At 59.4% G+C, this 20,868-nt stretch carries 23 protein-coding genes and 1 pseudogene; 21 read left to right on the forward strand and 3 right to left on the reverse strand.

Annotated features, from left to right (window positions below; translation table 11 throughout):
- Window positions 1–64 precede the first annotated feature (64 nt).
- Window positions 65–1,336, reverse strand: coding sequence for an MATE family efflux transporter (locus BY454_RS10150; protein WP_104416451.1), 1,272 nt, complete (start codon window positions 1,334–1,336; stop codon window positions 65–67).
- A 236-nt stretch (window positions 1,337–1,572) separates the two neighbouring features.
- Here BY454_RS10150 and coxB point away from each other — a divergent pair, with 236 nt between their 5' ends.
- From coxB to BY454_RS10165, 3 genes are read left to right on the forward strand one after another with little or no spacing between them, the layout of a single operon-like run.
- Window positions 1,573–2,670, forward strand: a complete 1,098-nt coding sequence (coxB, locus tag BY454_RS10155; RefSeq protein ID WP_374953549.1) for a cytochrome c oxidase subunit II — start codon at window positions 1,573–1,575, stop codon at window positions 2,668–2,670.
- Between the two features lie 11 nt (window positions 2,671–2,681).
- Complete coding sequence (gene ctaD, locus BY454_RS10160) at window positions 2,682–4,265, forward strand: cytochrome c oxidase subunit I (RefSeq protein ID WP_104416421.1); 1,584 nt, start codon at window positions 2,682–2,684, stop codon at window positions 4,263–4,265.
- Between the two features lie 27 nt (window positions 4,266–4,292).
- Window positions 4,293–5,180: a cytochrome c oxidase subunit 3 gene (locus BY454_RS10165; protein ID WP_104416420.1), complete on the forward strand. Its 888-nt coding sequence runs from the start codon at window positions 4,293–4,295 to the stop codon at window positions 5,178–5,180.
- 9 nt (window positions 5,181–5,189) lie between these two features.
- Here BY454_RS10165 and BY454_RS10170 read toward each other — a convergent pair whose 3' ends face one another.
- Entirely contained in the window at window positions 5,190–5,393 is a 204-nt protein-coding gene (locus tag BY454_RS10170; protein WP_104416419.1) for a twin transmembrane helix small protein, read from the reverse strand.
- 90 nt (window positions 5,394–5,483) lie between these two features.
- On the opposite strand from BY454_RS10170, the gene BY454_RS10175 reads away from it, so the two are divergent.
- The 7 genes and pseudogenes from BY454_RS10175 to BY454_RS10205 form a co-directional block, all read left to right on the forward strand.
- Complete coding sequence (locus BY454_RS10175) at window positions 5,484–6,206, forward strand: SURF1 family protein (RefSeq protein ID WP_104416418.1); 723 nt, start codon at window positions 5,484–5,486, stop codon at window positions 6,204–6,206.
- Entirely contained in the window at window positions 6,187–6,822 is a 636-nt protein-coding gene (locus tag BY454_RS10180; protein ID WP_104416417.1) for a hypothetical protein, read from the forward strand. Before BY454_RS10175 ends, BY454_RS10180 begins: the two co-directional genes overlap by 20 nt.
- Window positions 6,823–6,836: 14 nt before the next feature.
- The gene (locus BY454_RS10185; RefSeq protein WP_104416416.1) at window positions 6,837–7,958 is read left to right on the forward strand and encodes a COX15/CtaA family protein; all 1,122 of its coding nucleotides are present in this window, start codon (window positions 6,837–6,839) and stop codon (window positions 7,956–7,958) included.
- Window positions 7,955–8,875 carry a heme o synthase gene (gene cyoE / locus BY454_RS10190; RefSeq protein WP_104416415.1) on the forward strand — a complete coding sequence of 307 codons (921 nt, stop codon included), beginning with the start codon at window positions 7,955–7,957 and terminating at the stop codon, window positions 8,873–8,875. The genes BY454_RS10185 and cyoE overlap by 4 nt, the downstream gene beginning before the upstream one ends.
- 141 nt (window positions 8,876–9,016) lie before the next feature.
- Window positions 9,017–9,682 (forward strand): SCO family protein, encoded by a 666-nt coding sequence (locus tag BY454_RS10195; RefSeq protein WP_104416414.1) that lies wholly within the window; start codon window positions 9,017–9,019, stop codon window positions 9,680–9,682.
- Between the two features lie 111 nt (window positions 9,683–9,793).
- A complete protein-coding gene (locus tag BY454_RS10200) occupies window positions 9,794–10,999 on the forward strand; it encodes a YbfB/YjiJ family MFS transporter (protein ID WP_104416413.1) in 1,206 nt (401 codons plus the stop codon).
- A gap of 6 nt (window positions 11,000–11,005) precedes the next feature.
- Window positions 11,006–11,383 (forward strand): annotated as a pseudogene (locus tag BY454_RS10205) (DEAD/DEAH box helicase); the annotation flags it as partial.
- A gap of 314 nt (window positions 11,384–11,697) precedes the next feature.
- Here BY454_RS10205 and BY454_RS10210 read toward each other — a convergent pair.
- Window positions 11,698–11,979 carry a helix-turn-helix domain-containing protein gene (locus tag BY454_RS10210; RefSeq protein ID WP_104416412.1) on the reverse strand — a complete coding sequence of 94 codons (282 nt, stop codon included), beginning with the start codon at window positions 11,977–11,979 and terminating at the stop codon, window positions 11,698–11,700.
- Window positions 11,980–12,069: 90 nt separating this feature from the next.
- On the opposite strand from BY454_RS10210, the gene BY454_RS10215 reads away from it, so the two are divergent.
- From BY454_RS10215 to BY454_RS10265, 11 genes are all read left to right on the forward strand, one after another.
- A complete protein-coding gene (locus tag BY454_RS10215; RefSeq protein ID WP_104416411.1) occupies window positions 12,070–12,534 on the forward strand; it encodes a hypothetical protein in 465 nt (154 codons plus the stop codon).
- A 37-nt stretch (window positions 12,535–12,571) separates the two neighbouring features.
- Window positions 12,572–12,895 carry an antitoxin Xre/MbcA/ParS toxin-binding domain-containing protein gene (locus BY454_RS10220; protein ID WP_181049685.1) on the forward strand — a complete coding sequence of 108 codons (324 nt, stop codon included), beginning with the start codon at window positions 12,572–12,574 and terminating at the stop codon, window positions 12,893–12,895.
- 356 nt (window positions 12,896–13,251) lie between these two features.
- On the forward strand, window positions 13,252–13,980 hold the full coding sequence (gene phnF / locus BY454_RS10225) for a phosphonate metabolism transcriptional regulator PhnF (protein ID WP_258075621.1): 729 nt from the start codon (window positions 13,252–13,254) through the stop codon (window positions 13,978–13,980).
- Between the two features lie 52 nt (window positions 13,981–14,032).
- Window positions 14,033–14,980, forward strand: coding sequence for a phosphate/phosphite/phosphonate ABC transporter substrate-binding protein (locus BY454_RS10230; protein WP_104416408.1), 948 nt, complete (start codon window positions 14,033–14,035; stop codon window positions 14,978–14,980).
- 53 nt (window positions 14,981–15,033) lie between these two features.
- Window positions 15,034–15,855, forward strand: a complete 822-nt coding sequence (gene phnC / locus BY454_RS10235; protein WP_104416407.1) for a phosphonate ABC transporter ATP-binding protein — start codon at window positions 15,034–15,036, stop codon at window positions 15,853–15,855.
- Window positions 15,855–16,880 (forward strand): phosphonate ABC transporter, permease protein PhnE, encoded by a 1,026-nt coding sequence (phnE, locus tag BY454_RS10240; RefSeq protein WP_104416406.1) that lies wholly within the window; start codon window positions 15,855–15,857, stop codon window positions 16,878–16,880. Before phnC ends, phnE begins: the two co-directional genes overlap by 1 nt.
- A 64-nt stretch (window positions 16,881–16,944) precedes the next feature.
- Complete coding sequence (gene phnG, locus BY454_RS10245) at window positions 16,945–17,436, forward strand: phosphonate C-P lyase system protein PhnG (protein WP_104416405.1); 492 nt, start codon at window positions 16,945–16,947, stop codon at window positions 17,434–17,436.
- Window positions 17,429–18,007, forward strand: a complete 579-nt coding sequence (gene phnH / locus BY454_RS10250; protein WP_104416404.1) for a phosphonate C-P lyase system protein PhnH — start codon at window positions 17,429–17,431, stop codon at window positions 18,005–18,007. Before phnG ends, phnH begins: the two co-directional genes overlap by 8 nt.
- Window positions 18,007–19,152 (forward strand): carbon-phosphorus lyase complex subunit PhnI, encoded by a 1,146-nt coding sequence (locus BY454_RS10255; RefSeq protein ID WP_104416403.1) that lies wholly within the window; start codon window positions 18,007–18,009, stop codon window positions 19,150–19,152. Before phnH ends, BY454_RS10255 begins: the two co-directional genes overlap by 1 nt.
- Window positions 19,142–20,041, forward strand: a complete 900-nt coding sequence (locus tag BY454_RS10260; protein WP_104416402.1) for an alpha-D-ribose 1-methylphosphonate 5-phosphate C-P-lyase PhnJ — start codon at window positions 19,142–19,144, stop codon at window positions 20,039–20,041. Before BY454_RS10255 ends, BY454_RS10260 begins: the two co-directional genes overlap by 11 nt.
- Complete coding sequence (locus tag BY454_RS10265; RefSeq protein WP_104416401.1) at window positions 20,038–20,868, forward strand: ATP-binding cassette domain-containing protein; 831 nt, start codon at window positions 20,038–20,040, stop codon at window positions 20,866–20,868. Before BY454_RS10260 ends, BY454_RS10265 begins: the two co-directional genes overlap by 4 nt.

Genomic DNA, 20,868 nt, shown 5'->3' on the forward strand with positions numbered 1-20,868 from the left:
GGTGCCGCCCTGTTGTTTAGGCACAGTGTAGCCAATATTTCGAAAACTGCCCTGCAAGTGACAATCATTCCTGCTCAAACCAGATGCTCCTTCGGGTGTAACGCCAACTCAGCCATCCCATGCTCGCGGCCCGGGCCAGCATCAGACTGATCAGCGAAAACCAGAGCCCATGGTTGCCCCAGCCGGTGGTGAGCCACCACACCGGGAGGAAGATTCCCACGGCGGAAAACAGCATGGTGTTCTGCATCTCCCGGGTGCGGGTGGCACCGATGAACACGCCATCGAACAGGAATCCCCAGACCGAGGCAAAAGGTAGCAGCCAGAGCCAGGGTAGATACTGCCAGGCCGTGATTCGCACTTCGTCGATGCCGGTTAACAGACTGATCAGCCAGCGCCCGCCCAGCACGAATCCGATGGTCAGTATCAGCGCGCCCCACAAAGACCAGCGCAGGGCGGACGCGAACACGGCCCGAAAGCGACGCCGGCTGCCCTTGCCCACCGCCTCTCCAATAAGGGCTTCAGCGGCGTTGGCGAAGCCATCCAGGGCGTTGGAAATCACCAGCAGGAAGGTGATGAGCACCGCGTTCGCCGCCAGGACGGTATCGCCTTGGCGCGCGCCCTGGGCGGTAAAGAAGGCCAGTACCAGCAGCAGGGCTATGGTGCGGACCATGATGTAGCGATTGACCCGGAGAATCTTCAAGTAATCGGCCAGCTGCCCGAACAGTTCCCGGGTCAGGCGCTGCCCCTCCGGCATCCGGGTTAGCACGATGGCCAGGCCAATGGCCGTGGCCCCGTATTCTGCCATAACCGTGGCCATGGCCACGCCCCGGCTGTTCCAGCCCAGCACGGTCACAAACAGGATATCCAGCACAATGTTGATGCCGTTGGCGATGATCAGCATCACCATGGGGCCCCGGGGAAACTGGGTGCCGATCAGCCAGCCCACCAGCGTGTACTGACAGAGCACTGCCGGGGCGCTCCAGATACGGATGCCTGCATACTCCGCCGCCAATTCAGCCACGGCCGGGCTTGGATTCATCAGTTCCAGGCCCAGGGCAATCAGAGGTTTGTGGAAAAGTATCAGCAACAATCCGATGCCCACCGCCAGCATCAGTGACCGCAGCAGGAGCGCCACCTGGGCAAATGGATCGCGTTGGCCCCAGGCCTGTGCGGCCAGCCCGGTGGTGCCCATGCGCATGAACCCGAACGTCCAGTACAGGATACTGAACAGGTTGGCGCCCACGGCGACCGCGCCCAGGTATTCGGGACTGTCCAGATGGCCGAGCACGGCAGTATCCACCAAGCCGAGCAACGGCACGGTGAGGTTGGTCAGCATCAGTGGCCAGGCCAGTGCCCACAGGCGTCGGTCAATGGTCCCGAAGGTGTTGTTCGTCGTGATTGGTTTCAAAATTCGGTCAATACCACGGGTTTATTTGTCGGTTTTTTAGTCATTTCTTGATCTGTGTCTATACTCGGATTTGATATAGCCGTTTTCGGGCAGACGCAAAAACCGACAAGAATAACACTCTGTGGAGACACAGTATGCGCGTGCAATCCAAACGGGCCCTCCGGATGGTCGCGGTGGCCGGCGTTCTAGTTCCCTCTTTGGGCCAGGCTGACTGGACCATGAACATGTCGCCGGGGGTCACTGGCACCAGCAATGACATCTTCGGCCTGCACATGACCATTCTTGGAATCTGTGTGGCCATCGGCGTGGTGGTTTTCGGGGTCATGTTCTGGTCGATCATTGCCCACCGCAAATCCAAGGGCCACAAGCCGGCCAATTTCCACGAGAACACGGTGGTGGAAATCCTCTGGACCATTATCCCATTTGCCATCCTGGTGGCCATGGCGATCCCTGCCACGGCAACCCTGATCGATATGTACGACACGACTGACGCCGACGTGGACATCAAAGTCACCGGCTACCAGTGGCGCTGGCAGTATGAATATGTGGATGAGGAGTTCGGGTTCTTCTCGAACCTGTCCACTCCCACGGATCAGATCGAGAACCGCCAGGCCAAGGGTCGGAATTACCTGCTGGAAGTGGACAAGCCGCTCAAGGTGCCCGTGGGCAAGAAAGTGCGTTTCCTGCTGACTTCCAACGACGTGATCCATTCCTGGTGGGTGCCGGAGCTGGGTGTGAAAAAAGACGCCATCCCCGGTTTCATCAACGAGGCCTGGACCCGCATCGATGAGCCCGGCATTTATCGCGGCCAATGTACGGAGCTCTGTGGCAAGGGCCATGCGTTCATGCCGGTGGTGGTCGAGGCTGTTCCTGAAGAGGAATATCAGACCTGGGTGGCCGAACAACGGGCAGCCGCCGAGCGCGAACGCCAGCTGACCGAGAAGGAATGGACCCTGGAAGAGCTGATGGAGCGGGGCGAGAGCGTTTACAACACCGTGTGTGCGGCCTGTCACCAGCCGGATGGCAGTGGCTCACCGCCCGCCTTCCCATCATTGAGGGGCACCGCCGTTGTGACCGGAGACATGGATGCGCATATGGATATCGTGGTCAATGGCGTGTCCGGCACGGCCATGCAGGCGTTCGGCGAGCAGCTCAGCGAAGTGGAGCTGGCGGCAGTGATCACCTACGAGCGCAATGCCTGGGGCAATAACACCGGCGAGATGGTTTCACCCAAAGAAATCATGGAATACATGAGCGAATAACGGGGGCTTTCATGAGCGCGGTTGCAGATACTCACAGCCAGGAACACCATCATGGCCCGGCCAGCGGGATCACTCGCTGGCTGTTCACCACCAACCACAAAGACATCGGGACCATGTACCTGATCTTCAGCTTCGCGATGTTCCTGCTGGGCGGGAGCATGGCGATGGTGATCCGGGCCGAGTTGTTCCAGCCTGGCCTGCAGATTGTGCAGCCGGAATTCTTCAACCAGATGACCACCATGCACGGGTTGATCATGGTGTTCGGCGCGGTGATGCCGGCGTTCGTGGGCCTGGCCAACTGGATGCTGCCGTTGATGATCGGCGCCCCGGACATGGCTCTGCCGCGCATGAACAACTGGAGTTTCTGGCTGTTGCCCTGCGCCTTCCTGATCCTGGTATCCACGCTGTTCATGCAGGGCGGCGCGCCCAACTTTGGCTGGACCTTCTACGCGCCGCTCTCCACCACCTACGGGCCGCCCAGCACGACCTTCTTTATTTTCGCAATCCACATCATGGGGATCTCGTCGATCATGGGCGCGATCAATGTGATTGCCACCATCCTGAACCTGCGGGCGCCGGGGATGACCCTGATGAAAATGCCCCTGTTCGTCTGGACCTGGCTGATCACCGCCTTCCTGTTAATTGCAGTGATGCCGGTACTGGCTGGTGTGGTCACCATGATGCTCATGGACATCCACTTCGGCACCAGCTTCTTTGACGCTTCCGGCGGCGGCGATCCGGTGCTGTTCCAGCATGTGTTCTGGTTCTTCGGGCACCCGGAGGTCTATATCATGATTTTGCCGGCGTTCGGGGCCATTTCCCACATTGTCTCGGCGTTTTCCCGCAAACCGCTGTTTGGGTATGCCTCGATGGTGTACGCCGTGGGGGCGATTGCCCTGCTCTCGTTCGTGGTCTGGGCTCACCATATGTTCACCGTGGGCGTGCCGCTGACCGGCCAGCTGTTTTTCATGTACGCCACCATGCTGATTGCGGTGCCCACCGGGGTGAAGGTATTCAACTGGGTGACCACCATGTTCCGGGGTTCCCTGACGTTTGAAACCCCCATGCTGTTTGCCGTGGCCTTCATCATCCTGTTCACCATTGGCGGTTTTTCCGGCCTGATGCTGGCCATCGCACCGGCGGACTTCCAGTACCACGACACCTACTTCGTGGTGGCCCACTTCCATTATGTGCTGGTGCCGGGGGCCATTTTCGGTATCTTCGCCGCCGCGTATTTCTGGCTGCCCAAGTGGACCGGGCACATGTACGACGAGACCCTGGGCAAGACCCATTTCTGGCTGTCGTTCGTGGGCATGAACCTGGCGTTCTTCCCGATGCATTTCCTGGGGCTGGCGGGTATGCCTCGCCGGATTCCGGACTACGCCCTGCAGTTTGCCGATTTCAACATGGTCTCCAGTATCGGCGCCTTCATGTTCGGCGCTACCCAGATCCTGTTCCTGTTCATTGTGGTGAAGTGCGTCCGAGGCGGCGAGAAGGCCCCGGCCAAGCCCTGGGAAGGGGCGGAAGGTCTGGAGTGGACGGTGCCCTCGCCGGCCCCCTACCACACCTTTGCCACGCCGCCGGAGGTGAAATAACCTCCGGCCAGCAGATTGGAGAGAGTCATGGCACAAGAACAGAGCTACTACGTTCCGGAGCAGAGCAAGTGGCCGATCATTGCCACGGTGGGCCTGGGGCTGACCCTCTACGGGGTGGCTTCGATCATGGTCAACGCCAAGCAGGGCGAAAGCACCACCCTGTCCTGGCTGATGTTCTTCGCTGGCGCCCTGGTGATGGCGTACATGCTGTTTGGGTGGTTTGGCAGCGTCATCCGGGAGGGCCGCGCCGGGCTATACAGCGATCAGATGGACCGGTCTTTCCGGTGGGGCATGAGCTGGTTCATTTTTTCGGAAGTCATGTTCTTCGCCGCCTTTTTTGGCGCGCTGTTCTACGTGCGGGTGTTTGCCGTGCCCTGGCTTGGCGGCGAGGGGGACAAGGCCACGGCCAACATGCTCTGGGAGGGCTTCCAGGCCAGCTGGCCGTTGGTCAATAACCCCGACCCGGAGGCCTACCCAGGGCCGAAAGAGATCATCGGCCCCTGGGGACTGCCGCTGATCAACACTATTCTTCTGGTCAGCTCCTCGTTCACCATCACCGTGGCCCATCATGCCCTGAAGGCGGGTAATCGCCAGAAACTCAAGCTGTGGTTGGGCGCGACCATCCTGCTTGGCCTGGCCTTCCTGGTCCTGCAGGCCGAGGAGTACATGCATGCCTACCAGGACCTGGACCTGACGCTGAGCTCCGGCATCTACGGCAGTACCTTCTTCATGCTGACCGGCTTCCACGGGGCCCATGTGACCCTGGGCACCATCATGCTGATCGTCATGTTCTTCCGGGTTCAGAAAGGGCACTTTACCGAAGACAGTCACTTTGGTTTTGAAGCCTCGTCCTGGTACTGGCACTTCGTGGATGTGGTCTGGTTGTGTCTGTTTGTCTTCGTCTACATCATTTAAATCAGTGGGTCATGGCGTTGGATTCAGTGATAGATTGCCGGTCCACAGGGCAATCAGTACTACCAGCAATAGCAAGACACTGAGCGAGACCCGCACCGCCAGGGAGTTCACCACCCGGCGGGTTTTTCCGCGATCGCGAATCAGGAAGAACAGGCCGCTGAACAGGCTCACAATGACAGCCAGGAGCAGTATGACGATGGCAATTTTGAGCATGGGCCAATCCCCTGCTGGGACATTCTGGATAGCCGAAGAATCTCCGGGTAATTGGTTTCACTATAGCAAAGCCGCACAAAGGGCCGGGTAATGGCACGGCAATGGCAGTTTGACTGGCGGTTGTTGCTGTTCACTGGCGTGTTTCTGCCAGTTCTGGTGGCTCTGGGAATCTGGCAACTGGACCGGGCGGCACAGAAGGAAGAACGGTTACGGGCCTGGCAGAGCTCGGCACAGCAGCGGCCCTGGGCTGAGCAGGTGAGCCGGGAGATGCGCACCGGCCAGCCGGTCACCCTTTCTGGCCGATACGCGGAGCCGGTATGGCTTCTGGATAACCGCACCCGGGACGGTGTGCCGGGGTATGAAGTGTTGAGCCTTTTTGAGCCGGAAGCCGGGCCGGTTGTGGTGGTCAATCGTGGCTGGGTGCCTGCCGGGCGGACCCGCGATCAGTTGCCGTCCATCGACACACCGACGCAGCGGGTAACGTTGCAGGGCCGGCTGGCACCGTATCCGGAACCACCGATGCTGGCGGAATCAAAACCGGCAACCGGGCCCTGGCCCCGGAGGGTCCAGACCTTGCCCAGAGAAGTGGTTGCCGGCGAGGCGTTCCGGCCAGCGACGATGATTATCCAGCTCTCCGGCAGCCGGCAGCCAGGAGCCTACCGGGCTGACCAGTCACCGGATGTGATGGGACCCAAAACCCACTATGGCTATGCCGCCCAGTGGTTTGCACTGGCCCTGGCGCTGACTATATTGACAGTAGTGGCAAGTTACCGGAAAACCCCAGGAGCCGATAATGACAACAACGACGGCTAATGCCACGCCAGATTCAGGGCAGCCTGGCCCCCAACAGGTTCGCCGGGGTCGGCGAACGGCCCTGCTGCTGTTTGCAGTAGGTTTTGGGCCGATAATTGTGGCCAGCATCATGTACTTCACCGGGTGGCTGAATCCCTCCAGCCAGACCAACGAAGGCACTTTGATCCAACCCCTGATTCCGGTACAGCAGCTGAATCTCGAAACTGCCAACGGCCAGCCTTTTTCGGCTCGTTTTGGCGTCGAGCAGGCGGACCCTCAGTGGCATATGCTTGTTGTCGCCCAGGACTGTGACGCCCGTTGCGAGCGACTGTTGTATCTGGCCCGTCAGGTAAACATTGCACTGGGCAAGAGCGCGCCCCGTGTCAGTCGGTCGGCCTGGCTGGGCTCCATCCCTGCCGACCTGGCGCAGCGCTGGCCTGAAGAATACCGCTTAATGGAGCGTCTGCAACGGTCGGGTACTGGTGCCTGGCCTGAAGCGATCAATCCGGCGAACCAGCCGGGCATTCTGCTGATTGACCCCTTCGGCAATGTGATGATGGGTTATGGTCCGGAGCATACCGGCAAGCAATTACTGAAGGATCTGAAGCATTTGCTGAAGCTCTCCCAGATTGGCTGACGAGGCGTGTGGGCATGGCGAAGGTGGAAACTGAGCGTGAGACAACCCTGGCGACCCAGGCCCCGGCCCGGAAAATGGCTGTCTGGGCTGCGGTTGGCTGTGGGTTGGCGTTGGTGGTGATCACCCTGGGCGCATGGACCCGGCTCGTCCACGCAGGCCTGGGCTGCCCGGACTGGCCCGGCTGTTATGGCTTCCTGACCGTGCCCCAGGGTGCCGACAATATTGCCATCGCCAATGCCCGCTTCCCGGAAACCCCGGTGGATGTGGCCAAGGGGTGGCCGGAAATGATTCATCGTTATGCCGCAGGCACCCTCGGCCTGTTAATTTTTGGACTGGCTGGGACGGCCGTTCGCTACCGTAAGTCCGGCATTCCTGTTCGCTTGCCGTTGTTTATCGCTGGCTTTGTGGTCCTGCAGGCCGCGTTTGGCATGTGGACGGTGACCCTCAAACTCTGGCCCCAGGCAGTGGCCCTGCACCTGCTTGGCGGTTTTACCACCCTGACGCTGCTGGTGTTACTGACCCTTCGATTGAGAAAATGGGCCCGGTTCGGCCAATCGGCCGGCACGGCGCACAACAACAGTCCGGTGGCGGGCTTTCGGCCCTGGTTGTATGGCGGCTTGCTACTGGTGGTACTGCAGATTGCGCTCGGCGCCTGGACGGCGGCTAACTACGCAGCCGTGGCCTGTACCGATCTGCCCACCTGTCAGGGCCAGTGGTGGCCGACGGGTATGGATTTCCGGCATGGCTTCGATATTACCCAGCAGGTTGGTCCCAATTACCTGGGTGGCCAGTTGACGGCGGATGGCCGGGTGGCCATCCATGTGACCCATCGGGCAGGTGCCCTGCTGGTGTTGGCGTATTTCACTGTACTGCTGGCGGTACTCTGGCGCCAGCGCGGTGACACCGGCCTGACCCGCGCACTGCAATGGGTGGCCCTGGCGCTGGCGCTGCAGGTGGCGCTGGGGCTGGCCAATGTCCTTCTGCACATTCCGCTGGCCATTGCGGTGGCGCACAATGCCATGGGTGCGTTGCTGTTGGTGTCGGTGGTGCACCTGATCTGGCGCCATCACCAGTTACCGGAACCCAGGGCTAGTATGGATAGCCCACCAGTCATCTCTCGGGAGGCGACGGCATGAACAATTCCACAAGAACACTGCCGATCCAGAAACCACTTCAAGCCCGCGGCCGGGCGATTGGCTGGCGGGATTTCCTGGAGCTGACCAAGCCCAAGGTGGTCGCGCTGATGATCCTGACTTCGGTGATCGGCATGTTGCTGGCGGCGCCGGGCGTGCCAGGCTGGGAGGTGCTTTTGTTTGGCAACCTGGGCATCGCCCTGCTGGCCGGCTCTGCAGCGGTGGTCAATCATATTGTCGACCAGAAGATCGATACCCTGATGGCCCGGACCCGTCGGCGCCCGGTCGCTACCGGGCGTGTTTCGCCGTTTGAGGCCATTGCCTTTGCCATGGCGCTGGCCTGTGCCGGCATGGCGGTCCTGATGGTGATGGTCAATCAGTTGACCGCCTGGCTCACCCTGGCGTCCCTGGTGGGTTACGCCGGGGTCTATACCCTGTTCCTGAAGCGGGCCACGCCGCAAAATATCACTATTGGCGGTCTGGCCGGCGCCATGCCGCCGCTGCTGGGCTGGACGGCGGTGACCGGTCAGGTGGAGGGGCATGCGCTGCTGCTGGTGCTGATCATCTTCGCCTGGACGCCGCCGCACTTCTGGGCGCTGGCGATCCACCGCAAGGAGGAGTACGCCAAGGCGGGGATTCCGATGTTGCCGGTGACCCATGGCAACCATTACACCGAGCTGCATATCCTGCTGTATACGCTGCTGTTGCTGGCGGCCAGCCTGCTACCTTTTGTCACAGGCATGTCGGGCGGTATTTATCTGGTGGGTGCCCTGGCACTGGGGCTACGCTTTGTCTGGTACGCCGTCCGGCTGTTGAAGGACGATGATCGCCGGGTGGCGCTCAATACCTTCAAGTATTCCATCACTTACCTCATGGCGCTGTTTGTGGTACTTCTTGTGGACCATTTTGTGTTCTTCTGAAACCCCGTTCTGGCGGGGCCGGGAGGCCATGGGACATCTTTTCTTCTGGAAAAAAGCAACTCGCTGCGCTCAGACATCTTTTTTCCGCCAGAAAAGACATCCCATACCCTCCCTCTTTCGGGCAATCATTCTGGAGTCATGATGAGTGGGTCTGTACGGACGACGCTGGTCGTTTTGCTGCTGGTTGTCGCCAGCATTTTCTCGTTTGTGCTTTACCGCCAGATGCATCTGGCCAGCGCCGAGCCGGAACCCGCGCCGGATCTGGCGGAATACAACGCCTATGTCTATACCGAGGCCCGGCCGCTCGCGGAGTTTACGCTGACCGATGAGCAGGGCGAGCCCACCACCCGGGAAGATCTGAAGGGCCGCTGGACCTTTGCCTTTGTTGGCTATACAAGCTGCCCGGACATCTGTCCGATGGCGATGACCATCTTGCGGCAGATGGACGGGCAGTTGCCGGCGGAGCTGCCGCAGCCGCAATACCTGTTGATCAGTGCCGATCCGGAGCATGACACGCCGGAGCGGCTGAAAAACTACACAGCGTTTTTCGGAGAACACTTCCATGGCCTGACCGGGGATCTCGAAACGACCCGAGAATTGGCGAAGAGTATGAGCGCGGTATTTCAGCATCGGAAGGAGGACGGTCAGTTGCTGGTGGATCACTCCGGGCACTTTGCCCTGCTGAACCCGGAGGCGGAGGTGCAGGCGCTGATCCAGCCACCCCACAATCCACAGCACCTCCTGAAGGCCTACGAGCGGATCTATCAATGGGCGCGGGCTAATCGAGAGCGTGATTCACGGGGATGATCCGGAGTTCATCAGAGGCTCCTCAATCGAAGGTCACACTGACAAGATTGTTAGCTTTGCATACACTGGCGGTTTTTCGACTCATATACCAACAATAATCGGGTAACTGCCATGACTTCACAGACTGCCCCGAACCCTAAGCAACTGTTCACTGTTTTGCTGGCCGGCGCATTGGTATTGCTGGTGGTGCACACCCTGGGTCGGTTTATCTATACCCCTCTGTTGCCCTACCTGGTGGCCGATGGCCAGTTCAGTGCCGCCGATGGCGCGGCGGTGGCCACCTGGAATTACCTGGGTTACCTGATGGGCGCCATGGTGGCGATCAAGTGGCACCGCATTGACCAGATCCGGTTCATGCTGCCGCTGTTTCTAGTGGTTCATGTAATCACCACGCTGGTCATGACCCAGACCGATAACCTGACGGTGATTTCTGCTGGTCGCTGGCTCAATGGTGTGGCCAACGGCGTGGTGTTTGTGCAGGCACCGGCGCTGATTCTGGAATGGTTGGTGTTGCGCAACCGCGCCACCATGAGTGGGCTGGTGTACATCGGCGTGGGCGCGGGTTTATTGGTGTCCAGTGGCCTGGTGACCGGCACTGCCGATTGGCTGGAGGGTGCTGAGCGTTGGTGGCCGGCGGCGCTGCTGTCCATTCCGCTGGCGTGGTGGGGTGTAATGCAGCTACGCAAACTGCACATTCCGGTGCGAGAGCATGACGAGTCCGGCAAGGCGGTTGTGAACACGCCGCTGATCGACCGTGCCAGTGCGCCGCTGTTCCTTTCCTACGCCGGAGCCGGACTGGGTTATATCCTGCCCATGACCTTCCTGCCCCTGCTGGCCAAGCTGGAACTGCCGGACGGGCATGCGCTGCTGGATGGTACCTGGGTGATCGTGGCCCTGTTCACCATTCCCGCGCCCTGGCTCTGGAACAAGCTGGGTGCCCGGCTGGGCGACCTGGCAGCGCTGAAGCTGAATTTCCTGATTCAACTATTGGGTGTGCTGGCGGCCGTGCTCTGGCCAGGGGCCATTGGGCTGGTGCTGTGTGCCGCGCTGGTGGGGGGTACCTTCCTGGGTACGGTATTGCTGACCCAGCGTCTGGGCCGCGCGCTGCATCCGCATCAGGGGCCGCGCCTCTCGGCGGCCATGGTGGCACTCTATGGCTTCACCCAGATGGTAGGCCCCTGGCTTACCAAGCAGTGGCTGGATGCCGGTGGCACTCTGGTATCCGCTTTTGGTATCGGCGTGGCGGCGCTCGCGTTTGGCCTGCTGCTGGCCTTTTTCGTGCCCAAGCCGGAAGACTGGCACGCCCGCTCGAAATAACTCCGAATGCTGCCCATAGACGATATTCTCCCCAACCTTAAAGCGGCGCTGGAAGCTCACAACACGGCCCTCCTGCAGGCGCCGCCGGGCGCGGGTAAGACCACCCGCGTGCCCCTGGCCCTGCTGGATGCGCCCTGGCGCGGTGACGGCAGAATCCTGATGTTGGAACCCAGGCGATTGGCGGCCCGTTCGGCGGCGCGGTTCATGGCCCGGCAGTTGGGTGAAAAGCCCGGCCAGACGGTCGGTTATCGCACCCGCCTGGATACGAAAGTCTCCTCCGCCACCCGCATTGAGGTGGTCACCGAAGGCATCCTCACCCGTCTGATCCAGAATGATCCGATGCTGGAAGCCTACTCGGCGGTGCTTTTCGACGAATTTCACGAATTGTTGATTGCACCGAAATAAGGGAAATTGTGTCAAATTCAGATGTTTGTCAATCTACCAACTGGAGTATGCGACGTTCACCTGTCGAATAGAGAGAAGTGAACATTGAAACGCAAGATTCACTGGTGTTTTTGAACGACTCCCCCTGATTACCGGAATGCCGTTTGTACACCCCGGTATTTATTTAATGGCTCTGTAGGAAGGTCGGCAGGTTGAGCCGGCTCCATATTGCGCCCTGGCAGAATTGGGAAAATGCGACCTCACCAGTGAGACCTGCATCAGGCCAGATCCAGAGAGATTCACTATATGGCGTGCTAACTGTCTTTGAGACTGGCAAGCTCTTTCGAAACCCTGTCAAAAATTTTCTTCGTGTCTGTTTCATCTTTAAGCTTGAAGCATTCAACCAGTAGTGTCACCGGGTGGATGCCCATAGTCGAGGCGAGTTCTTCAATCTTGTCGAGCGTTGGGCACTTGAGACCTCGTTCGAGTTCGCTCAGGTACGTTCGGCTGCTGATGGGTGTGAATGCTTCTTGAGAGAGCCCTTTTGCTTTTCTCTGTCGCCTAAGTGCTATCCCGAAAGCCTGCTGCAGTTCCATGTTGCCCCCCCAAGGAAAGGGCCCATGAAAGCGAATTGCGCGCTATAACACTACACGCTATAGTTTGCATTTTGGGGTGGAGTACCAACTATGTTTATGACTCAGGCTTACACTGAAGAACTCTTGGGACGCCCTTTTTCTGATGAGCAGTTCTGGCTTAGCGTGGAACTTGCGCACAGCGATGTTTGGTTCTTTGTCAGCACCGCATACTTTCGACAAGGCGGCACTGGATACCGGTACTACCTATACACGAGACCTTCCGACCTCGTTGCCTTAATCAAAGAGAATGACGAGCTGTTTTGTATTACCAAGGTCATGGCAGTCACCCCTCCCAGGGTCAACCAAACTGGAAGCTGGAGAATGCAGCGCCTTTTGAAGCTTGTGGCATTGTCAGATCGCACCGATCTGCAGAGGATGAACTATATTTATCAGTTCGAGAACGGCTTGATTTACGATACTCGCGATCCTAAAGAAGATAACGATACTACATACCGCCAAGTTCTTTTTTCTGAAGAACTGCATGCGTGCCCGGAGCTAGAGGTCGATGCCATCTAGAAGGATCACGAAAATCCGAGTATCTGAGACTGAGGTTTTGATTGCATTGCCTCTAGGGGTTCTCGCTGACTCTGGTTTCAAGGACGGACAGCTGATTCAGGTTACCGTCGAGGATGGTACCATCATACTTAACTCGGGCGAGCAAGGCAGTACGGGAGACAATCTCGATGGACTCGTAGCGCAGATTCACATGAAAGCCTTGGATCTTTTTGAAGGGGATGAAGCAGCAAGAGATCGCTGGATGAGGAGCCCAATTCGCGCTCTTGGCTGGAAGTCGCCAGACCAGATGCTGCAGTCAGTCGAAGATATTGAAACCTTGTGCTTAGTGATTGGTCGGTTAGATCGCGGCTCCTTCCCTTAAGATCATTGTCGCGGTGGCAACCATTGATCAGCCCCGCGGATTCGGGGCCGCCTTAGGTGATATCGGAACAAGCTATTTGGTAGCCGGTATGGTCGCAAAGCGGACATTCAGATCCGAGTCGCAAAGCCCCTGTTTGAGGCTCGGGTGTGTCGTTCGTAAGGGGGTAAGTCCAATCTTGTTTTCAATGTCCGAAAAATTCGCCCGGTAGGCATTCCCCAAATCCGGCAAGCCACATTGATGGAATTTAAGTTTCAGTAAAGCTCATTCGGTCCCGGCAGTCTCGTCACTAAACCATCACAGCTTTGTCACATTAGTCCTTTAGGCTCTCTTACAAATCAACTTGTATAGACATGCCTATGAGCCTCTACACCCTGCAACGCGAAACCGGCCACGCCCTTTACCGCCAGATTGCCCGGCATCTGGAGCGTGATGTTCTGAACCAGTACGCCCCCGGCGACATGCTGCCCTCGGAAAACGAGATGGCGGATCGTTTTGGTGTTAATCGCCACACACTCCGGCGCGCGATTGATCTTCTGGTTGCCGATGGTCTTCTGGAGCGTCAGCACGGTCGCGGCGTCTTCGTGATCAATAACCAGATCGACTACCCACTGAGCTCCGACACCCGGTTTACCGAAAACCTGACGGCCATGGGTGCATCCACTGGTGGGCGTGTGGTTCGCAAACAGGTTCTGCCTGCCATCGAACGGGTAGCGGAACGACTGAGCATTGAGGTGGGGGAGCCGGTTATCTGGATTGAAAGCGTGCGAACCGTGGATGACTCGCCCTTCTGCGTTATTTCGCACTTCCTGCCGGAAGCTCGGTTCGCAAAGGTCCGGGACGAATATGAGGGTGGCTCTCTGCACGGCTTTCTGGCGGAACATTACGGCTACTCGCTCAAGCGCGTCCAGAGCCTGGTAACAGCGATGCTCCCGCAGGGCGACGACGCCGGTCTTCTGGCGATGCCACGGACCCAGCCCGTGCTGCGGGTAAAGAGTACCAACGTGCATGAGCGGGATCTGACCCCGCTTGAGTACGTGATTACCCGGTTTCGCGCAGACCGGATCCAACTGTGCATCAACCCATGACTGTCTGCTAACGGTCGAACACCTGAATCAACACCCTACGGGAGCTTTTGTAATGTATCCGAAACTGCACTCTATTCTCAAATACGCGATGTCCGCTGTGGCCATCATCGCCATGCTCGGTTCAGCCTTTACCATGGCCGCCGCCAGCGATGGCACCAGTGACCGGCCTTTGCGGGTAGTGCTAATTCCCGCCGACGGCGGCACTGAAGACGGCACCCGGAAAGACTTTGAACCCATCTTCAATGCCATCTCCGAAGCTACCGGCCTGAACTTTGAGCTGAAAGTTGGCCAGAGCTACGGCGCGGTTGTTGAAGCCATGTGTAATGGCTCTGCCGACATTGCCTGGTTTGGCCCCGTCAGTTATCTGCAGGCCCATGACCGTGGTTGCGCCAATCTGCTGGCCATGGCGGTCAGAAAAGGCGGATCCGTCTACTACTCCGGCATTTTTGCCCGCAAGGACAGTGGTATCGACAGCATTACCGATATCCGCGGCAAACGAATCGCACTGGGCGATGTCAACTCCACTTCCAGTTTCAATATTCCTGTGGCCATGCTGCTCCGTGAAGGCGTTGACCCGGCCAGCGATACCGCCAAGGTCAACCTTGCCGGCAGTCATGCCAATGTGCTGTCTGCACTCTCCCAGGGGCTTGTAGATGTTGGCGGGGCCTCCTTCGATTCCTATGAGAAAGCCCTGAACGCAGGTGCCATCGACGGCAACGACATCAAGGTTATTGCCAAAAGCGCACCCCTGCCCTACCCACCGCTGGCCATTCAGCCGGAAGTCAGTGCTGATGTTAAAAGCCGTCTCCGCAAGGCATTCAATAATGTTCATACCATGCCCGGCATCAAACCCGAGCAGATTCGCGGCTATGGCGGCAAACAGGTGGACCGTTACACCAGCGATGTCAGCGAAGAAACCATGGCGGAAGTCGGCGATATGCTGAATGCCGTCACACGTGACGTTAAACAGTCCATTCTTGCAGCCGGCAACAAACGCTGAACGAACGGATAACTGCCGCCCCGCATGGCGGGCAGTCAACAGGAGAAACAACCATGAGCCAGACACCAACATCAATGGTCAAGCTCAGCGCCATCGACAAGACCTGGGCAGACGGCACCCGCGCTCTGAACAGCGTTGATCTGGAGGTTCCGGAAGGGCAGTTCTGCGTCATTCTTGGCCCGTCCGGGGCTGGTAAATCCACCCTCTTGCGATCCGTTAACGGGTTGATGAGACCAACCGGAGGCAATGTCCGGGTAGATGGGCTTGAACTGAGCTCGGCCAGCGAGCGTGAGCTGCGCAGGCGGGTCGCCATGATTCATCAGCACTTCAACCTGGCAACCCGTGCCAGCGTCGCCGCCAACGTGCTTTCCGGCGCCCTGCCCGAGGTGTCAATGGCCCGTGCTCTGTGTGGCTGGTTCCATCCCGAGCAGCGCAAGAAAGCCTGCCACTATCTGGAACGGGTCGGGCTCAAGCCTGAGCACCTCCATCGCCGGGCCGGCGAGCTCTCCGGTGGCCAGCAGCAACGTGTGGGTATCGCACGGGCCTTCATGCTGGACCCGAAAGTGGTGCTTGCCGATGAGCCCGTGGCCAGCCTTGACCCCCAGATTTCCCGCGACATTCTCACCCTGCTGAAGGACGCGGCCCGGGAACTCAATGCCACCGTTATCTGCAGCCTGCACCAGGTAGATCTGGCCCGCGAGTTCGGCGACCGGATCGTGGGCATGCGCAGTGGCGAGATTGTCTTTGACGGCGCCCCGGAAGAGTTCGACGACCAACGCCTGAGCAGACTCTATCAGAACGCCGACTGGGGTGATGGCCAGCCCGGACAGGTTCCGGAAGACAGCCTGGAACTCGACTCTGCCGGAGGCATGTAATGAACACCCGACCCATTCCCGTGCCACCCCAGGGCTCCCGCTTACATTGGCATCTGGATCAGCCGTTCCGGCTGAAACATCTGGTGATCGCGGTTCTGATACTCGCCTTGCTGCTGATCACCGGACACCGCACCGAAATGGATCGCATGGTGACCATGACCACCCAGGCCGTTGGCAACTTAGTGGGGCTGAATGACGAGTCTCAGGTAGTGCGCGGCCTGAGCAAAGTGGCCGATTCCATGTGGCCGCCACAGATGGCGACATCCGAACAAGTGGCACGGATAAACGATTTCAACGCCAACGATATCCCCCTGTTTGCCCGCGTGGAGAACCGGGAAACCACTACCCAGCGCCTTAATGAAGACACCCTGCAACTGGAGAGCACCACCGAAACCACGGAAGTGCTTTACGACCCCCTGGGCTACGTGAAAACCGTGTTTGGAAAAATGATAGAGACCCTGGAAATTGCGCTCTGGGGCACCCTTCTGGCTGTCAGCCTGTCCATTCCCCTGGCCTGGTTCGCCGCCAGTAACTACTCCCCGAACCGGGTCACCTACACCCTGGCCAGAGGTTTTATCAGCCTGTTGCGCTCGGTGCCGGAACTGATTGTGGCGCTGTTTCTGGTGCTGGCCTATGGCTTTGGGCCCATTGCCGGGGTGCTCGCCCTGGGCATGCACGCCGCCGGTTTTCTGGGCAAGTTCTACGCCGAGGACATCGAAAACGCCGACAAACAGCCGCAGGAAGCGCTGGAAGCCATTGGCGCCGGCAAGATCAAGACGGTGCTTTACGCCGTGATGCCACAGGTGCTTCCCCAGTATGTGGCCTACACCGCCTACATTCTGGATCGCAATCTGCGTATGGCCACGGTGGTCGGTCTTGTCGGCGCCGGCGGAATCGGCCAGGAACTGAAAGGCCGCTTCGACATGTACGACTATGGCCACGTGATGACCATTCTGATCGCTATTTTCCTGTTCGTTTTCCTGCTCGACCAGCTTTCAGCCCGCATCCGGTCCCGGATGATCTGAAGATGCAGCATTTTTATTTCAATACAGACATGTATAGACATCTGAACAATACGGAGCAGCGCTTATGAACAATCATGCAACCGAGGCAAGCTGGCCGCCACCGCGTAGCCAGTGGCTTCAGTACTGGTCTGCAGCCCCCGCCGAGCAGGCCGAGACTCTGGCCGCGGAAATCGCCGAACACTGCGAAGTCAGCGACGTCACCCTTCCGCAAAACGGCCTCGGCCTTCTGAAACTGCCGGATTCCGCCCTGAACGACCTGTATTTTCTGGGCGAAGTGCCGGTCAGCCACGCCCATGTAGAGGTTGTCGCGCCGGATGGTACCCGCTCCGAGGGTGGCGCCCGCCTGCTGGATGACCGCCAGTCACTGGCCCGGGCACTGGCCGTTCTGGATGCCACCCTGGCCGATCGGCTGCCAAAACATGAGCAGGCGCTGGACCTTCTGAACACTGGTCGGGCGGCGGTTCAGCAAACCCGGGCCGAACGCAATGCCATTCTGGCCACCACCCGAGTGGATTTCTCTCTGCTGGGTGATGGAAGCGAGGACGACGATGAATAACCCCCTTACTACCGAACAGCACAACAGCGTCTGGAGCCCGCTCTATCAGCAACGGGCGTTCCGGGCACTGATGAGTGCGTTTTCCTTTCCCGGGCGTCGCCAGTCACTGCCGTTGTGCAGCGATGCCACAGGGCCAACCTGCATTGCCGCCGTTCTGTGCGACAACGAAGTAAGCCTGGCAGACCCGGATCAGTTGATTGATTCAGCCGATGTCCGACGTCTCGGCATCCGCGAAGCCGGCGTCACAAACGCCGGGTTCATTGTGGCCGATGGCAGCCAGGCACCCACCTTTGAACCAGCGCTGGGCAACCTTGCCGAACCGGAGCAGGGCGCAACCATCATCATACGCGTAGCCAGCCTGGAGGACAGCAACGATTTTCCGTTGATACTCCAGGGGCCCGGCATTGAGGATAAGCAAGCGCTTTCGGTTAATGGCCTGAATCGCGAGTGGCTGGCTGAAAGAACGCGCTGGAATCGAAATTTTCCAATGGGCGTCGACCTGATTCTGATGGACGACACGCAGGTAGTAGCGTTGCCGCGCACTACCCGGATCAGCGGGGGAACCAACTGATGGGTTATGTTGCAATCAAAGGTGGCGAAAAAGCCATCGACGGGGCGGCTGAAGCCCTGGAAGCGCTCAGGGCCGGCGGGCCTGTTTCAGGCTCTGAACCTTTGTCCCTGAATGCCATTGAACACCAGCTCCGGCTGCTGACCTCGCGCATCATGTCCGAAGGCGGGCTGTATCATCCCCAGCTTGCGGCCCTGGCCATCAAACAGATGCAGGGCGACACCCTGGAAGCCGGTTTTGCATTGCGGGCCTATCGGTCCACCAAACCCCGGCTGCTGGAAACCCCGCCCCAGGACACCGGAAACATGCGCCTGATCCGCCGGATTTCCAGTGCCTTCAGGGACATCCCCGGCGGACAGATGCTGGGGCCAACCCACGATTACGCCCTGCGCCTGATGCGGTTTGAACTGGCCGAAGAGTCACCGGAGCCGTTCCGGAAGATGGCATCAACGTTCCTGAAGAACGCACCAGAGGAGTCGCTTCCCGACAGCTTCCCGAAAGTGCTGGACGCGCTGCGCTCAGAACGTCTGCTGCCGCCCAAAGCGGAGCACCGAAACCCGGCGTTCGACATCACCCGCGACCCGCTGATTTTTCCGGTCAGCCGGTCGGCGGCACTGGCCACCATGGCCCGGGCCGAAACCGGCTCCATGCTGGCCATTGCCTATTCCAACATGCGCGGCTACGGCGACATCCACCCGACGGTGGCGGAACTGCGGGTGGGTTACCTGCCAGTGATGCTGCCCCATCCGGTGACCGGCGAACTGACCGAGGCCGGCGAAGTGCTGATGACCGAGTGCGAAGTCATTGCCATGTACGAACCGGACGATACCGAATCCGCCAGGGGCGCGGCCCCCGAGTTCACCCTGGGCTACGGTGCCTGCTTTGGCCACAATGAAACCAAAGCCATCAGCATGGCCATTCTGGACCGCGCCCTGCAAAAAGGCATGCGGGACGGCCCGGAAAACCCATCCGAAGACCCGGAGTTCGTGCTGATGCACATCGACGGCGTGGACTCCATGGGCTTTGCAAACCACTACAAAATGCCCCACTACGTCACCTTCCAGTCCGACATGGACCGGCTGCGTTCCACCCGGGAAAAGTACCAGGCGCGCGGCGAAACCCCGCAGGAGGAAACCCATGAATCCTGATTACCGGCTACCCCATAGCCAGGACAGCTACGGCTTTGGCTTTCTGGACGAATTCGCCAAGCGGGAAATCCGCCGGGTCATTCTCAAAGCTATCAGCATTCCCGGCTACCAGACGCCCTACGCCTCACGGGAAATGCCCATGGGCCGGGGCTTTGGCACCGGCGGGCTGCAGTTAACCCTGTCCATGATCGGCCCGGATGACACCCTGAAAGTAATCGACCAGGGCTCGGACGATTCCGTCAACGCTGTAAATCTGCGCAAGTTTGCGGAGCTGACCTGCCCGGAAGTCTCCACCACCGAGAGCACCACCGAAGCCAGCCTGATCCAGACCCGCCACCGTGTACCGGAGATTCCCCTGCGGGAAGATCAGGTTCTCAATCTGCAGGTGCCCTATCCCGACCCGTTGGTGATCGTGGAGCCGTCAGAGGCCAAGCGGAAAATCATGCACGGCGAAGGCGATTATGCCCGCCTGCTGACCAAACTGTATGAAGACCTGGTGAAGTTCGATGAGATCACCATTTCCCACCGCTATCCCACGCGGATCAACGGCCATTACGTGATCGACCCCAGCCCGATCCCCCGCTATGACGTGCCCGGGCTGCACCAGTCCAGAGCGCTGTTGCTGTTTGGTGCCGGCCGGGAGAAGAAAATCTATGCGGTGCCACCCTACACCAACGCCGAACCCCTGGTGTTTGACGATGTGCCGTTCCGCACCGAGAGCTTCTATACCGCTGACGGCCAGCGCAGGGCCTGTGACCGCTGCGGCAGCATCGACAGCTTCCTGGACGAGCTGAACCTGGATGACGGCAGCAAGGCCTGGCAGTGCTCCGACACCGACTACTGCAACCGCCAGTTAGCCAGAACAGAAGCCGGGGAGGCGACCCAATGAAACCGATTCTTGACGTAAAGGGCCTGACCCGCATCCACGGCACCGAGTGCCCATCCTGCCTGGACATGACCGGCCCGGAGCACAACACCAACGTGTGCCCCGCCTGCGGCTCGGTTGTTGCAGCCGCCAATGTCAGCTTCAGCCTCCAGCCGGGAGAGATTCTCGGCATCATGGGCGAATCCGGCAGCGGCAAGTCCACCGTGGTGAAAACCCTGTATTTCGATCAGGCGCCTAGCCGAGGCAGCGCCATCTTCCGGGACGACGACCAGAGTCACGAACTGTTCAACCTCAACGGTGCCGAACAGCGCTGGCTGCGCAATCATCGCTTCGGCATGGTGTACCAGAATCCCAATCTGGGCCTGAATTTCGGCATCTCCGCGGGTGGCAACATTGCCGAGCGGTTGCTGATGAACGATCTCAACCACTACGGCGACATCCGCCGCCGGGCGAGCGAACTGCTTACCCGCACCGATGTGATGGTCAGCCGTATGGACGAGTCGCCCAAGCAGTTCTCCGGCGGCATGCAACAGCGGGTTCAGATTGCCAAGGCCCTGGCAACGCGGCCACCACTGCTGTACCTGGATGAAGTGACCACCGGGCTGGACCTGTCGGTACAGGCACGGATTCTCGACCTGATCCTCGAAATTCAGCACGAGCTGGGCACCGCCATGATTGTGGTCACCCACGATCTGGGCGTGATCCGCCTGCTGGCCAGCCGCACCCTGGTGATGAAATACGGCCGGGTGATCGAATCCGGGCTGACCGATCAGATTCTGGAAGATCCGCAGCAGGCCTACACCCAGCAACTGGTGGCATCCACCCTGTGA

Source organism: Marinobacter persicus, assembly GCF_002934325.1.
In the GTDB taxonomy this organism is placed as follows: domain Bacteria; phylum Pseudomonadota; class Gammaproteobacteria; order Pseudomonadales; family Oleiphilaceae; genus Marinobacter; species Marinobacter persicus_A.